This window comes from Ramlibacter tataouinensis (assembly GCF_001580455.1).
GTDB lineage: Bacteria > Pseudomonadota > Gammaproteobacteria > Burkholderiales > Burkholderiaceae_C > Ramlibacter > Ramlibacter tataouinensis_B.
Genome location: NZ_CP010951.1, coordinates 416948 through 432872, shown reverse-complemented (window position 1 = coordinate 432872; position 15925 = coordinate 416948). Strand labels below are relative to the sequence as shown.

General features: G+C 67.3%; 8 protein-coding genes. 6 read left to right on the top strand and 2 right to left on the bottom strand.

All coding sequences use genetic code 11. The features are described 5' to 3' along the window. Positions 1-15: 15 nt before the first annotated feature. Together UC35_RS02050 and UC35_RS02045 are read right to left on the bottom strand one after the other, a co-directional pair. Positions 16-1719, bottom strand: coding sequence for an aspartate:alanine exchanger family transporter (locus UC35_RS02050; protein ID WP_061495706.1), 1704 nt, complete (start codon positions 1717-1719; stop codon positions 16-18). 90 nt (positions 1720-1809) lie between these two features. After that, positions 1810-4605, bottom strand: a complete 2796-nt coding sequence (locus UC35_RS02045; RefSeq protein ID WP_061495704.1) for a decarboxylase — start codon at positions 4603-4605, stop codon at positions 1810-1812. A gap of 235 nt (positions 4606-4840) precedes the next feature. Here UC35_RS02045 and UC35_RS02040 point away from each other — a divergent pair, with 235 nt between their 5' ends. From UC35_RS02040 to UC35_RS02015, 6 genes are all read left to right on the top strand, one after another. Then, complete coding sequence (locus tag UC35_RS02040) at positions 4841-6034, top strand: efflux RND transporter periplasmic adaptor subunit (protein ID WP_061495702.1); 1194 nt, start codon at positions 4841-4843, stop codon at positions 6032-6034. Beyond that, positions 6031-9237, top strand: a complete 3207-nt coding sequence (locus UC35_RS02035) for an efflux RND transporter permease subunit (protein ID WP_082792543.1) — start codon at positions 6031-6033, stop codon at positions 9235-9237. The genes UC35_RS02040 and UC35_RS02035 overlap by 4 nt, the downstream gene beginning before the upstream one ends. After that, positions 9227-10681 carry an efflux transporter outer membrane subunit gene (locus UC35_RS02030; RefSeq protein ID WP_061495700.1) on the top strand — a complete coding sequence of 485 codons (1455 nt, stop codon included), beginning with the start codon at positions 9227-9229 and terminating at the stop codon, positions 10679-10681. The genes UC35_RS02035 and UC35_RS02030 overlap by 11 nt, the downstream gene beginning before the upstream one ends. 52 nt (positions 10682-10733) lie before the next feature. After that, complete coding sequence (locus tag UC35_RS02025) at positions 10734-11684, top strand: ATP-grasp domain-containing protein (protein WP_061495698.1); 951 nt, start codon at positions 10734-10736, stop codon at positions 11682-11684. Between the two features lie 254 nt (positions 11685-11938). Next, entirely contained in the window at positions 11939-14332 is a 2394-nt protein-coding gene (locus tag UC35_RS02020) for a DNA internalization-related competence protein ComEC/Rec2 (protein ID WP_061495696.1), read from the top strand. Between the two features lie 89 nt (positions 14333-14421). After that, complete coding sequence (locus UC35_RS02015; RefSeq protein WP_082792541.1) at positions 14422-15924, top strand: circularly permuted type 2 ATP-grasp protein; 1503 nt, start codon at positions 14422-14424, stop codon at positions 15922-15924. Position 15925 lies beyond the last annotated feature (1 nt).

Below are 15925 nucleotides of genomic sequence, written 5' to 3'. Positions count from 1 at the left end.
TCCTGTCAAAAAACTTCATCTAGCGGCAAGCACCATCGCGAAGTAGCCGAAGATCGTCAGCAGGATGCCGGACACGGCATATCCGACCGGGAATCCGATCCACGGTACGGAGCTGTTGATTTCCTTGGCCGCCTCGCGGCAGGGGCCGGAGTGCGAGCGCGCGCCCGCGACACCGCCCATCAGCACGGCGGGATTGATCTTGAAAACGTGATAGCCCAGCGCCCACACGATGAAGGGCGGGATGGTGCAGGCGACGAAGCCAACCAGGAAGATCTTGAGCGCGAGCGCCCCGGTCAGCTGAGACAGCAGCGAATTGCCGGCATTGATGCCGACGATGCACACGAACACCACCAGGCCCAGGTCCTCGAGGATGTTGCGCGCGGCGTTCGGCGTGTTGCCGAAGAAGCGCAGCCGCGACTGCAGCGAGGACACGATGACGCCGGACACCAGCAGGCCGCCGGCGTTGCCCAGGCCCACGCTGGCGCCGAAAGCCGGGAAGGAGATCGCGCCGATCAACAGGCCCAGGATCATGCCCACCGACAGCGTGAGCAGGTCGGTGCTGGTGTTGGGCGTGGCGATGCGGCCGAGGATCTCGCCGGCCCGCTTCACCGCATCAGTCAAGCCCGCGACGAACATGACGTCCAGGCGCTGCAGCTTCGTGCCGGTGCCCACCGGGATCGGCTGCCCTGCGCGTTCGATGCGCGTGACCTGAACCTGACCCGCCAGTTCACCGCGGCTGAACGAACCCAGTTCCCGCCCCACGGCCTCCTTGTTGGTCATCAGGATCTCGGCCTGCGCCAGCGGGACGTTCAGCGTCCTCGCGTCGTCGATTTCCGGCCCGAGCGCGCCCATGTGCTGGGTCATGTCCCCACGGGTGCCGGCCAGCGCGATGATGTCGTTCGCTTGGAGCCTGACGTCGGGGTCCGCGCCCAGCAGGTCCTCGCCACGCCGCACGTTCAGCACGCGATATTCCGGATACTTGTTCCGGAAATCCTGGATGCTCTTGCCAGCCCATTCGCGGTTTTCGAGCTTGTAGGCCCGCGCGGCGAATGGCCGGTAGCCGGTCAGCCCCGCGTCATCGACGTTGCGAACGCCGTTTTCCTTTTCGTACTGGATGGCGGCGGCTCTGGCATCGATGCCCCACCAGCGGGGTAGGTACTTGCAGATCAGGATGATGCCGACCGTGCCCCAGATGTAGCTGATGCCGTAGGACAGCGCGATCATCGCGGACACCTGTTCAGGCGTGGTGCCCGAAGCCAGTTGCACCGCGCCCTGTTCCACCGCCTGTTCAGCCGAGCCGATGGCCGCGGACATGGTCTGCGAACCGGCCACCAGGCCGCCGGCCGCGCCCATGGGCAAGTCGAGCCAGCGTGCACCGATGACGCAGAGTGCCAATCCCATGAGCGATGAGAGTAGCGCCAGGAAAGTGAACTTGAGCCCGTCCCCTTTCAAGCTGTTAACAAACGAGGGTCCGACGCGCAGCCCCACGCCATACATGAACAGGTAGTAGAAGAGGCTCTTCGCGAAGTTGTTCAACTCCAGCTTGACCCCGTACAGCGACGCCCAGGTGGACATCGCGCAACCAACGACGATCGCCGCTGCCACCATGCCCAGCCCGTAGCCCTTCACGCTGAACTTGCCGACCCAGACCGCGAGGCCCACGGTCACGAACAGCAGCATGAATGGGTTTTTCGCAAGCCACTCGAAGATGTCTTTCATGGTCAGCTCCCCAGCTGGTTGTTACTTCGGTTGTTACGTCGGTTTCGTCGCTGATGTGGCACAAACGCTATAGCTCCGGCGCCGGCTATTTCAAAGCTCCGGTGCCGGCCCCTTTTTCGAGGTGGCGCGTTGGCTAATGGCCTCGGGCTTGAGCAGTTTCAGGCCGAGCGAGGCGTTGTAGCCATGGATCTCCTTGACGTCGAGCTTGCGCATGAACTCGATCGTGTCCGCTTCGATCACCTGCCCAGGCACCATGATCGGGAAGCCCGGCGGGTAGGGGATCACGAAGTTGGCCGACACCAGCGGAGGCCCCTTCTGGATGCGGACATCCACGTCCGGATGGTTCAGCTTCATGTGTTCGCATTGCTCTTCGCGGTAGGCGGAGAAGAAGGCGGCCCGCATGTGTCCTTCCGAGGTGCCGCTCTTGGCGTTGTCGCGGTACACCTCGTGGAAACGGCTGAAGTTCGGCAGGTCGGGGACGTCCTCCATCAGCGCCTTCACGCGCGCCTTGAACGCTTCCTGTGCCGCGGCGCCGCCCTCGGCCAGCCTCTGCTCCACATCGCGTGACACATCAGCCAGCACCTTCAGCAGGTGGGCGACGTCGCTGCGCGAGTTGTTGATGTTGGTCTGCACCAGGATCGAATTGCGCGAGGTCTTGTTGATCTGGACGTCGTACTTGGAGGCCAGCAGCCCCTTGAACTGCGTGCCGTCGTAGCCCGCCCGGCCGGTGACGATGGTCAGCCGGGTGGGGTCGAGCGCGAACTCGTCGTTTTCCCAGGCCTCCAGCACCCGGTCCCAGCTCGCGTTCGGGCGGCCGTAGTCCTCGACCCCCGACTCGCGGAACTCCCGGGGCACCATCTCGCCCGGCGTGGTGATGTGGAAGTACTTGGAGATCAGCGGATGGTTGTTGACCTGCTTGCGCAGGTCCAGCGCCAGGTCGATCGACGACAGCACCAGTTCGTAGCCTTCCAACTCCATCTGCCGCCGAGCCAGGTCGAGCGAGGCGATGATCTGCAGGTTGGGCGAGGTGGACGTGTGCGTGTAGAAGGCCTCGTGGAACTGCTCCTCGACGTGCACGAAATCCTGGTCGCGCACGAAGATCATCGAGCCCTGGCGCAGCGCCGACATCGACTTGTGGGTCGAGTTGGTCTGGTACACGCGCAGGCGCGTGCGGTCGGGGTCGGGCATGAGCCGCGTGTCCAGCAGGGCGGGATCGTTGGGATCCAGGTCGTCGCCAACCTTGCCCTTCATCTTGGACTTCCATTCCTCGTAGGCGTCCCGGTAGGAGGCCGAGGCCAGCATTTCCTCGATCGCCTGGGCCGCGCCCATGCCCGTGCGCCGGCGGTGGAAGGCAGAGAAACGGGCGAAGCCGAACCAGGCCTCGTCCCACAGGAAGATCAGGTCGGGCTTGATCGCCAGGCACTCCTCCATCACGCGCCGGCAGTTGTACATGTGGCCGTCGAAGGTGCAGTTGGTCAGGTCCACCAGGCGCGCCTTGTCCAGCTTGCCTTCGGCCTTCAACGTGAGCAGCGCCTGCTTGATCGTGCGCAGCGGCACGGCGCCGTACATCGAGTACTGCACCATCGGGAAGGCTTCCAGGTACAGTGGCTGCGAGCCGGCGAGCACCAGGCCGTAGTGGTGCGACTTGTGGCAGTTTCGGTCGATCAGCACGATGTCGCCCGGCCGGCACAGGGCCTGCACCACGATCTTGTTCGAGGTCGAGGTGCCGTTGGTTCCGAAGAAGACGTGGTGCGCGCCGAAGGCGCGTGCTGCCTTCTCCTGCGCCTCCTTGATGTTGCCCACCGGGTCGAGCAGGCTGTCCAGGCCGCCGGAGGTGGCCGAGGATTCCGCCAGGAACAGATTGGCGCCATAGAAGTGGCCCATGTCACGGATCCAGTGCGACTTGAAGATCGACTTGCCGCGGGCGACCGGCAGCGCGTGGAAGGTGCCAACGGGCCGGGCCGCGTACTTCTTCAGGTTGTCGAAATAGGGCGTCTCGTAGCGTTCCATCACGCCGGCGAGGATGCTCAGGTGGATCTCCATCAGTTCCTCGACCTCGTAGAACACCCGCCGCACCAGCCGGCTCAACTCGCTGGTGGCGGCTTCCTCGACGCCGCGCTCGCTCACAAGGTACACGTCGAGCTCGGGGCGGATCTTCTTGATCCCGCTGGCCAGGCGCAGGCCGTAGTTGCGCGGCATGCCGTCGTCCTCGATCTCGCCGTGGCGCCGGAGCAGATCGCCCAGCGCGGGCAGCGCATGGCGCGACTTGAACTGAAAGCCGTCGTAGATCACCACGGCCTGGATGTTGGTGTTGACGATGGTGGCGACGAGCGCGTCTTCGAAAGTGAAGGTCGGCACCGTCTCATAGGTGAACGGATCCTCGGGTCGCCGGAGCTTGCGCAGCTCGCGTTGCGGCTGGTTGGTTCGCGCGCTTTCCGGCGCCACGGTGAGCAGTTCGAAGTAGGGCCGCTGCGCTACATCGGGCGCCATGCCGGGGGGCAGGCGGTCGGCAAAGCTCATGTCGCCGCTTTCCTCTTCGAGGTTCCAGGCGGCCGGGTCTCGCCGGTACGCGCTGGAGAAGATCGCCGTCTTGATCCGGTGCACGGCACTGGCGAAGCCGGGGGCGTCGCGCCCCTCGGCCAGTTCCCGCAGCGCGCGCATCAGTCCGGTGCCCGGGTAGGCCCAGTAGTTCTCGAGCGGCTCCATTTCCGCGAACAGCGCGCCGATTTCAGACGCCAGCTTGGCACGGTCACCGCGGCCCGCGGCATAGGCTTCCGCGCACGCCTGCAGCCGGCTCCATCGGTCGCGGCGCGCATCGGTGGCGGAAAAGAAGTCGGCCAGCGTGAGGTTGTCGCTGGACTGTGAAGCCGATCGGTCTCTCGACATGGGGATCCTCTCCGTGCGTGGTGGCCTCGCGGACTGCAGAGGCCTGCGCGTTCAGCGTACGTCAAGGCCATCCAGCGGGAAATGCGGGAAAGGGGAAATGCAGGTCCGTGCAGGACCCCATGCCGGGAACACTGCCCCTCACCCTAATTGACGTGCGCGGGTTCGGACCAAAGACTGTGCTGACCTGCGTCCATGCAGCGGCATGGCCGTGCCGGCAGCTCAGGAGGAAACGACGATGTCATATCGGCAGCTCATGTGTGTCGCAGCGCTCGTGCCCATCGCGCTGGCCGGCGGCTGCGGAGGCGGCAAGAAGGCGCCGGCCGCGGGGCCGATGGTCGCTGAGGTGACGACCGTCACCGTGCAATCGCGCGAGGTGCCCTACCTCTACGAGTTCGTCGGCCAGACCGAGAGCTCGCAGCAGGTGGAGATCCGGGCCCGGGTCGAAGGCTTCCTGGAAAAGCGCATGTACACAGAAGGCACGCCGGTCAAGCCCGGGCAGGTGATGTTCGTGATGGACAAGAAGCCGTTCCAGGCCGCGCTCCAGGCGGCCGAAGGCGAACTGGCCCAGCAGAAGGCACGCCTGACCACCGCGCGTGCCAATCTCAACCGTGTGCGGCCGCTGGTGCAGGAGGATGCGCTGGCCAAGAAGGAACTCGATGACGCGCAGGGCCAGGAGCAGGCCGCCGCCGCCGCGGTGGAGTCCGCGCAAGCCAAGGTGATCAACGCCAAGCTCAATCTCGGCTATACGACGATCACGGCGCCGGTGGCGGGCCTGTCGTCCTTCGCCAAGGTGCAGGACGGTGCCTACGTGAACGCGCAGAACAGCCTGCTGACCTATGTCGCCAAGCTCGATCCGATGCGCGTGAACTTCAGCGTGTCCGAGAACGAGACGCTGCGGCTGCGCTCCGACCTGTCCAAGGGACGGCTCAAACCAAGCCAGGACGACAAGTACATGGTGGACGTGGTGCTGGCCGACGGCAGCACCTTTCCCACGGCCGGCCGCATCACCTTTGCCGATGCCGCCTTCAGCGAAACGACCGGCACCTTCCTGATACGGGCCGAATTGCCCAACCCGCAAGGGACATTGCGGCCGGGGCAATTCGTGCGCGTCAAGGTGCGGGGCTTCTCGCGATTGAACGCGATCATCGTGCCGCAGGTGGCGATGCAGGAGGGGCCGCGCGGCACCTACGTGTGGATCGTCGGTCCCGACGGCAAGGCGGCGCAGCGCACCGTCGAGGCCGGAGTCTGGATGGGCGACAACTGGCTGGTCGATTCCGGCCTGAAGGATGGTGAGCACGTCATCGTCGGCGGCTTCCTGAAGCTGGCGCCCGGCGTGGCTGTGAAGGAAACCCCGGCAGCGGCGTCGCCCGCGAGCGCGCCGGCCAGCGCGGCTGCCGCCGCGGCGGGCGCGAGCGGAACCAAGCAATGAAATTTGCCCACTTCTTCATCGACCGGCCGATCTTCGCGTCGGTCATCTCGATCATCCTGGTCATCGCCGGCACGGTGGCGATGCTGAACCTGCCGATCGCGCAGTTCCCCGAGATCACGCCGCCGCAGATCCAGGTAACTGCCACCTACCCGGGCGCGAGTGCCGAGGTGGTGTCACAGAACGTGGCCGCACCCATCGAGCAGCAGGTCAACGGCGCGGACCGGATGATGTACATGAACTCCACCTCGAGTTCGACCGGGAACATGTCGCTGTCGATCTTCTTCGAGATCGGTACCGACCCCGAGCTGGCGCAGGTGGACGTGCAGAACCGGGTGAACCTGGCGCTGCCCCAGCTGCCTTCCGCCGTGAGCGCGCAGGGCGTGTCGGTGCAGAAGAAGTCGTCGGCCTTCATGATGATCATCGCGATCTTCTCGCCGGACGACAGCCTAGGCACCACGTATGTGGCGAACTACGCCAATATCAATGTGCTGGACGCGATCAAGCGTATTCCTGGCGCGAACCAGGCAGCGATCCTGGGCTACCCCGACTACGCCATGCGCATCTGGCTGCGGCCGGACCGCATGGCGAGCCTGAAACTGACCGCGACCGACATTCAGAATGCCGTCGCGCAGCAGAACCAGCAATTCGCCGCCGGCCGGCTGGGCGCGTCGCCCACCGCACGTCCGGTGCAGCAGACCATTCCGGTGGCGACCTCGGGCCGCATGATCGAGACCGAGCAGTTCGACAACATCATCCTGCGGGCTGAGTCCGGTACCGGGGCGATCGTGCGGGTCAAGGATGTCGGCCGCGCCGAGCTCGGTTCCAAGGACTATTCGATCCGGGGCAAGTTCAACGGCAAGACGGCCACGCTGATCGCCATTTACCAGCAGCCCGGTGCCAATGCGCTGCAAGTGGCCAAGGATGTGCGGGCCACGCTGGAACGCTTGCGCCCTGCCTTTCCCAACGGGCTGGAATACAACATCTCGCTGGACACCACGGAGTTCGTGAAGGAATCGATCAACGAGGTGGTTCACACATTCATCGAGGCGGTGATTCTGGTCGTTCTGGTGGTGTACCTGTTCCTCCAGAGCTTCCGCGCCACGCTGGTTCCCATCCTGGCGGTGCCGGTGTCCATCATCGGCGCCTTCATCGGCATGTCGGCCATGGGGTTCTCGGTGAACATGCTGACCCTGTTCGGCATGGTGCTGGCGATCGGCATCGTGGTGGACGACGCGATCGTGGTGGTGGAGAACGTCGAGCGCAACATGTCCGAATTCCACCTGCCGCCGCGCGAGGCCGCCAAGAAAGCGATGGACGAAGTGACCGGGCCGGTGATCGCGATCGTGCTGGTGCTGTGCGCGGTGTTCATCCCCGTGGCCTTCCTCTCGGGTATCACCGGCCAGTTGTACAAGCAGTTTGCGATCACGATCGCGGTGTCGGTGGTGCTGTCGGGCGTGGTGGCCCTGACCCTGGCGCCCGCGCTGTCGGCCATCCTGCTCAAGCCCCATGCGCCTGGTCCGCGCAAGGGCTTCTTCGGCTGGTTCAACCGCCAGTTCGATCGTCTCACCTCGGGCTACACGGCGGGCGTGAAGTGGGCCATCCGGCGCGCCTTCCTGGCGATCGCGCTGATCGTCGCAATGACGGCCGTGACGCTGGGCCTGTTCAGCCGCGTGCCGTCGTCGTTCCTGCCGGTGGAGGACCAGGGCTACATCTACACCGCGGTCATCATGCCGGATGCGGCGAGCCTGGACCGCACCGAGGTCATCACCGATCGTGTGCAACAGTGGTATTCAAAGCAACCAGGGGTCGTTGCCGTGGCGACCGCGCCGGGTTTCAGCCTCATCGATTCGCAGAACAAGACCAATGCGGGCGTGCTGTTCGTCTCGCTGGCGGGCTTTGCCGAGCGCAAGGACGCCGAACTCCAGGCCGACGCCCTGATCCGGCGGGCGTCCGAAGAATTCGCAGGCATCCGCGAGGCCGTGGTGGTGCCGCTGAATCCGCCGTCGATCCCGGGACTGGGCACGACGGGCGGCTTCGAGTTCTGGGTGCAAAGCGAGGGTGACGCCAGCTACCAGCAGATAGAAGGGGTGGCGCGCGACTTGATCGCGAAGGCGCGGCAACGGCCGGAACTCGCGGGCGTGAGCTCGACGATCAACTCGCGCGGGCGCCAAATGCTGGTGGACGTCGATCGCGAGAAAGCCGAAAGCCTCGGTGTGCCGGTCCAGGAGGTGTATTCGACCCTGCAGACGCTGTTCGGCTCGCTGTATGTCAGCCAGTTCCCCAAGAGCAGCCGCCTGTTCCAGGTGATCCTGCAGGCCGAGCCCGACTTCCGGATGCGGCCGGAAGACCTGCAGAACATGTTCGTGCGCAACAAGGCCGGCGACATGGTCCCGCTGAAGGCGATGTGCTCGACCCGCTACGTGACGGGCGCGGACATCGTCACCCGGTTCAACAACTTCCAGGCCGCCAAGATCACGGGCGGCCCAGCCCCAGGCTACAGCTCCGGCCAGGCGCTGGCGGTCATGGAAGAACTGGCGCGTGACTTGCCCCAGGGCTTTTCGTTCGCGTGGTCGGGGCAGGCGTTCGAGGAACGCACGGCAGGCTCCACCGCGGGACTGGTGTTCGCATTCGCCCTCGTGATGGTGTTCCTGATCCTGGCCGCGCAGTACGAGAAATGGACGCTGCCCATTGGCGTGCTGTTGGCGGTCCCGTTCGCGCTGTTCGGCGCCATCCTCGCGATCTGGATGCGGGGCACGGAGAACGATGTGTACTTCCAGATCGGCCTCACGGTGCTTATTGCTCTGGCGGCCAAGAACGCGATCCTGATCTTCGAGTTTGCCGTTGAGCTGCAGCACAAGGAGAAGATGAGCGCGCTCGATGCGGCGCTCGAAGCGGCGAAGCTGCGCCTGCGGCCGATCATCATGACCTCGCTGGCCTTCATCCTGGGGTGCGTCCCGCTGGCGATCGCGAGCGGCGCGTCCTCGGCGAGCCGCCATTCGCTGGGGACTGGCGTCATCGGCGGCATGCTGGGCGCGACGGTGATCGCGATCTTTGTCATTCCGATGTTCTATTGGGGCCTGATCGTGCTCAGCGATCGCTTCGCCGGCAAGAAGGCGCCCCATCCGAAGGAGCCGCCCGCGCCGCCCCACGGGTCGGTGCTGCCCGAAGGCACGCCTGCCGCGAAAGTCGACGATGGCTTCTAAGACACGCATCGCGGCCTTCGCGGCCTTCGCGGCCGTGGGCCTGCTGGTGGCCGGCTGCACGCTGGGTCCGAACTACCAGCGCCCCTCGCTGGCCGTGCCGGAGAAATACCGGTTCGCCGAGACGACGCCTGGGGTGGCCGGCGCCGCGGAAAGCGCCTGGTGGCAGGGCTTCAACGACCCGGCGCTCGACGCGCTGGTCGCGGAGGCGCTCGCGGCCAACTACGACCTCGAAGCCGCGGCCGCGCGCGTGGATCGATTCAACGGACTGCTGACCGTGACGCGTTCGGGCTTGTACCCGCAGGTGTCGGCCCAGCTGGGCGGCACCCGACAGCGCTTGAGTGACCGTTCGGGCACCGTGGTGCCGGCGGACAACCCTTTCAATTCGGTGACCGGCAGCCTGCTCGCGAGCTGGGAGATCGACCTGTTCGGGCGGGTGCGACGGCAGAGCGAGGCTGCACTCGCGGCCCTGCGCGGCAGCGAGGAGTTCCGGCGCGGCGTGGTGCTGTCGGTGGTGTCATCGGTGGCCGCCAGCTATGTGCGGCTGCGTGACCTGGACCGGCAGCTCGAAGTAGCGCGTGACACGGTCGGGATCCGCGAGGACGCGCTGCGCGTCTTCGAGCGGCGCTTCCGGGGCGGCGTCGTCTCCGAGGTCGAAGTGCAGCAGGCGCGCTCGGAACTGGCTGCCGCGCAGCGCACGGTACCCACGCTGCAGCAGTCGATCGCGCAAGAGGAGAACGCTCTCTCGGTCCTGGTGGGCCGCAACCCGGGGCCCATCGCGCGCGGCAAGCCGATCGACCAGCTCGCGCTGCCGGCCGTGCCGGCCGGCCTGCCGTCCAGCGTGCTGGAGCGCCGGCCCGATGTGCGCGAGGCCGAACAGGCGCTGGTGTCGGCGAACGCCGGCATCGGCGCGGCGCGGGCGCTTTACTTCCCCAGCATTTCACTCACCGGCGCGCTGGGCGTGGCGAGCACGTCGCTGTCCGGGCTGTCGTCGGCGTCGCAGGCCTGGAGCTATGGCGCGGCCGCGACCATGCCGATCTTCACCGGCGGCGCCATCTCGGGCCAGGTCCAGTCCGCCGAAGCCGCCACGCGTGAGGCGGTCGCGCAGTACCGCCGGGCCGTGCAGGTGGCGTTCCGCGAGACCGAGGACGCGCTGGTCGGGGTGGAGAAGACCGTGCAGGCACGCGATACCCAGCTGCGGCAGGTGCAGGCGCTGCAGCGCTATTCGATCCAGTCGCGCAAGCGCTATGAGGGCGGCTACACCAGCTACCTGGAAGTGCTGGATGCGGACCGCAGCCTCTTCAACGCCCAGCTGGATCTCTCGCAGACCCAGGCCGACGTGCTGCTGCAGCACATCGCGCTGTACAAGGCGCTGGCCGGCGGCTGGGTGGACCTGGCGGACCGTCCCACGCCGAAACCGCTCGCGGCAGAGCAAGCCGCGCGCTGACCGGTGCACCGGTCGGGGCACCGGGCGTCGCCGTCGGTCGTACATTGACCGGATGCGCTCTCCCGAGCTGGTTGTCCTGCATGAGCACCCGGAGTGGCAGAAGCCGCTTTTCGCTGCGCTGGAGAAGCGCGGCGTCGACTTCGCCCCGTTCCACGTCACGCATGCGGCGTTCACCAACACCGATCCACCCGCGGCGAAGCTGTATTTCAACCAGGCCAGCCCGAGCGCCTACCTTCGCGGCAACACGCGGGCCGTGCCGCTCGCGCTGGCTTACATGCGCACGCTGGAGCGCCTCGGCGCGCGCGTGCTGAACGGCGCCGACGTGTTCGCGCTCGAGTTGAGCAAGAGTGCCCAGGCGGCGCTGCTGCATTCGCTGGGCATAGACACGCCGCGCTCGCTCACCTTCAACGATCCCGCCGCGCTGCGGCGCCATGCCGGCGGGATCGCCTGGCCCGCCGTGCTCAAGCCGGACCAGGGTGGCAGCGGGGCCCGCATCCAGGTGGTCGAGTCGATCGAGGCGGTGGAAGCGGTCTTTCGCCAGGACCCGGGCATCTGGCTGCCGGACAACCTGTTCCTGCTGCAGGAGTACCTGCCGCACGACCCCGATCAGGGCATCGTGCGCCTGGAATTCCTCGGCGGCAAGTTGCTGTATGCGATGCGCGTCAGGACTCATGGCCGCTTCAACCTCTGCCCCTCGCCGGTGTGCAACCCGGACGTTGGCGAGGCCGCATGCGAGATCCCCGAGCCGCAGCAGGACGCGCCCCCGGTGGAGTTCCTTCCCTTCCATGAGGTGCCGCGCGAAGCCGTGGAGACGGCGCTGCGCATCGTGCGCGCGGCCCGCCTCGACGTCGGCGGCATCGAATACCTCGAGGCGCCCCATGGTCGGCGCGTGTTCTACGACATCAACGCCAACTCGAACCTGCGACCCTCGGTGGCGGAGTCGTTCGGCTTCGACCCGTTCGAGCGCGTGGTGGATTTCCTGGTGGCCCAGTTGAATCGATGAACGGCAAGCAGGGCGTCACAGGGCTGTCAAGTACTACTCGTAACCCGCGGCACGGGGCTGCCCGTTTCGCAGGCACGGCAGTGCAGCCCGCATGAATGCTGCATTTGCCAACGGCAGCCGGGACAAACCAACAGGGTTATCCACAGCGGCGGTGGATATCACCGCCCAGGTTTTTGTTTCGATCTTGCGAAGGATTTCGCAAATTCCTCCCGTTCTGTCCTCAGCCGCAGACGCGACAGCGTTGAGCGGTGTGCATGCGAACGCACACGCCCGCCGCAGCCCTGTTGACGCCGGCCCTGGCGGGATTCGTCGCCGGCACGGCCTTGCAGCTGCAGCAGCCCGCCCTGGATGACGGCCTGCTGTATGCGGCCGTGGCCGCGCTGGGCCTGCTGATGGCGTGCAGCATCGCACTGGTGCACAGCCGCCCTTTGGCAGGCGCAGCCCTGTTCGCGGGCGTCGCGGCGCTCGCCTTCAGCCTGTGCGGCGCCCGCGCGCTGGATATCCAGGCCCGCGGACTGGCAGCCGAACTGGAAGGGCGCGAGCTGACGGTCACCGGCGTCGTCGCCGCGATGCCGCAACGCGGCGACACCGGGGTGCGCTTTCGCTTCGAGGTGGAGTCGGCAACGCTCGAGCGCGAAGCGGTGCGCTTGCCGCCGCAGCTTTATCTGGGCTGGTACGCGGGCCCGGCCGACGCCGGCGCGGCCCCGCCGGACCTGCGCGCCGGCGAGCGCTGGCGCCTGCAGGTGCGGCTGAAGGCACCGCACGGGCATCAGAACCCGCACGGCTTCGACTACGAACTGTGGCTGTGGGAGCAGGGCATGCAGGCCACGGGCTACGTGCGCGCCGGACCGCGCAATGCAGCGCCGCAGCGCCTGGCGCAGACTTGGCGGCACCCGGTGGAACTGGCGCGGCAGTCGGTGCGCGACGCGGTCTTGCGGCAGGTCGCGGACCGCAAGACCGCCGGCATCCTGGCGGCGCTGATCGTGGGCGACCAGAACGCCATCGAGCGCGCGGACTGGGACATCTTCCGCGCGACCGGCGTCGCGCACTTGATGAGCATCTCGGGCCTGCACATCACCATGTTCGCGTGGGCGGCCGCGCTGGCGGTGGGCGCGCTGTGGCGGCGCGGCCAGCGCCTGTGCCTGGCCGTGCCGGCGCAGCATGCGGCGCTGCTGGGCGGGCTGGGCATCGCCTGGGCCTACGCACTTTTCAGCGGCTGGGGCGTGCCGGCGCAGCGCACGATCTGGATGCTCGCCGCGGTGAGCGCGCTGCGCCTGGCCGGCCGGCGCTGGCCTTGGCCGCAGGTCTGGCTGATGGCGTGCGCGTTGGTGCTGGCGCTCGACCCCTGGGCGATGCTGCAGGCCGGCTTCTGGTTGAGCTTTGTCGCCGTGGGCGTGTTGTTCGCCGCGGACCCGGGCGCGCAGGCGCCGCCCGCCCGCAGCCGGCTGCGACAGGCCGTCGACCGCCTGCGCGCGGCCCTGCACGAACAGTGGGTGGTGACCCTCGCGCTGACGCCGATGGCGCTGCTGCTGTTCGGCCAGGTCTCGGTGGTGGGCTTGCCGGCGAATGCGCTGGCCATTCCCTGGGTGACGCTGGTGGTCACGCCGCTGGCGCTCGCCGGCGTGGCCTTCAATGGCTTGTGGGCGCTCGCGGCAGCTGCCCTCCAGGGCTTGCAGGTCTGGCTGGAGTGGCTGGCCTCGCTGCCATTCGCGACGGTTTCGTTGCCCGCGGCGCCGCTGTGGGCCGGCGTCGCAGGCGTGACCGGTGGACTGCTACTGGCGATGCGCCTGCCCTGGCATGCGCGCTTGCTTGGCGTGCCCCTGCTGCTGCCGGTGCTGCTGTGGCAGGGCGTCCGCCCGCCCGCCGGCGAGTTCGAACTCCTCGCCGCCGATGTCGGGCAGGGCAATGCCGTCATCGTGCGCACCGCCGGTCACACGCTGGTCTACGACGCGGGACCGCGCTGGGGCCCGGACAGCGACGCCGGACACCGCGTCCTGGTGCCGCTGCTGCGTGCCTTCGACGAGCGGGTGGACATCCTGATGCTCAGCCACCGCGACACAGACCACACCGGCGGGGCGGCGGCGGTGCTGTCCATGCAGCCGCAGGCGGCCCTGGTGAGCTCGCTGGAAGACGGCCATCCCTTGCTGGCATGGCCCGCTTCGACGCGCTGCACCGGGGGCCAACGCTGGCGCTGGGACGCTGTGGACTTCGAACTCCTGCATCCCGCGGCCGCCGACTACGGCGCGGCGGCCCGGCCCAATGCCCTCAGCTGCGTGCTGCGCGTCTCCAATGGGCAGCGCAGCGCGCTGCTGCCCGGCGATGTGGAGGCGCGGCAGGAGGCCCAGCTCGTGGCCAGCGGCGCGCCGCTGTCGGCCGACCTGCTGCTGGTGCCGCACCATGGGAGCAAGACCTCGTCCAGCGCGGATTTCCTGGACGCGGTGCATCCTTCGCTCGCGCTGGTGCAGGCCGGCTGGCGCAATCGCTTCGGCCATCCGGCGCCCGTGGTCCTGGAACGCCTGCGGGAACGCGGCATCGCGGTGATCGACTCGCCGCACTGCGGCGCGGCCGGCTGGCGATCCTGGCAGCCCGGGCAGGTCACCTGCGAGCGCGAACTGCGGCCGAGGTATTGGCGCCACCCGGTCCCTTGATCGGCAGGCTTCCTGCGACATGGCGGGCTCCGGACCCCTTTGAAGGGCGCGGAAATTGCTATCCTTCATGGACAGGACACCAGCCCTCCATGCACAAATTCGACGAGATGCTCTCGCGCGTGCCCGCAGGCGGCCCGCTGCAGTTCCAAAGCCAGGTCCAGGGTGGACCGGACCCGTCGCAGGTCCAGCTGCAGGGCGTGCGCGACCACTACCGGGCCTACGCCGACTGGCTGGGACAGCAGCCGCCGGGCGTGATGCAGTCGCGGCGCGCCGAAGCCGAGATGATCTTCCGCCGCGTCGGCATCACCTTCGCCGTGTATGGCGCCAAGGACGAGGACGGCGCGGGCACCGAGCGCCTGATCCCCTTCGACCTGATCCCGCGCATCATTCCCGCGGCCGAATGGGCCAGCATGGAGCGCGGCCTGGTGCAGCGCGTCACGGCACTGAACCGCTTCCTGCACGACGTCTACCACGAGCAGGAGATCCTGAGGGCCGGCGTGATCCCGGCCGAGCAGGTGCTGAACAACGCGCAGTACCGCAAGGAGATGCAGGGCGTCTATACGCCGCATCGCGTGTACTCGCACATCGCCGGGGTCGACATCGTGCGCGCGCCCAATGAGCAGGGCGAGGGCGAGTACTACGTGCTGGAAGACAACCTGCGGGTGCCCAGCGGGGTGAGCTACATGCTGGAAGACCGCAAGATGATGATGCGGCTCTTCCCCGACCTCTTCAGCACCCACCAGGTGGCGCCGGTGATGCACTACCCGGACCTGCTGCTGGAAACCCTGCGCGCCTGCGCGCAGCCCGGCGCGTCCGATCCCACGGTGGTGGTGCTCACCCCCGGCATGTACAACAGCGCCTACTTCGAGCATGCCTTCCTGGCGCAGCAGATGGGCGTGGAACTGGTGGAAGGGCAGGACCTGTTCGTCAAGGACCGCTTCGTGTACATGCGCACCACGCGCGGCCCGCGCCGGGTGGATGTGATCTACCGCCGCATCGACGACGACTACCTCGACCCGTCGGTGTTCCGCCCGACCTCGACGCTGGGCTGCCACGGGCTGCTGGATGCGTACCGCTCGGGCAACGTGACCATCTGCAATGCCGTCGGCGCCGGCGTGGCGGACGACAAGTCGATCTACCCCTACGTGCCCAAGATGATCGAGTTCTACCTGGGCGAGAAGCCGATCCTGAAGAACGTGCCAACGCACATGTGCCGCGATCCGCAGTCGCTGAAATACGTGCTGTCCAACCTGAAGGATCTGGTGGTCAAGGAAGTGCACGGCGCCGGCGGCTACGGCATGCTTGTCGGCCCCGCCGCCAGCCAGCAGGAGATCGAAGAGTTCCGCAGGGCGCTGGAGGCCCGCCCCGAGGGCTACATCGCCCAGCCCACGCTCTCACTGTCGAGCTGCCCCACCTTCGTCGAGAGCGGCATCGCGCCGCGCCACATCGACCTGCGGCCCTTCGTGCTTTCGGGCAAGGAGGTGCAGATGGTGCCGGGCGGCCTCACGCGCGTGGCGCTCAAGGAGGGCTCGCTGGTGGTGAACTCGTCGCAGGGCGGCGGCACCAAGGACACCTGGATCCTGGAGGTCTGAG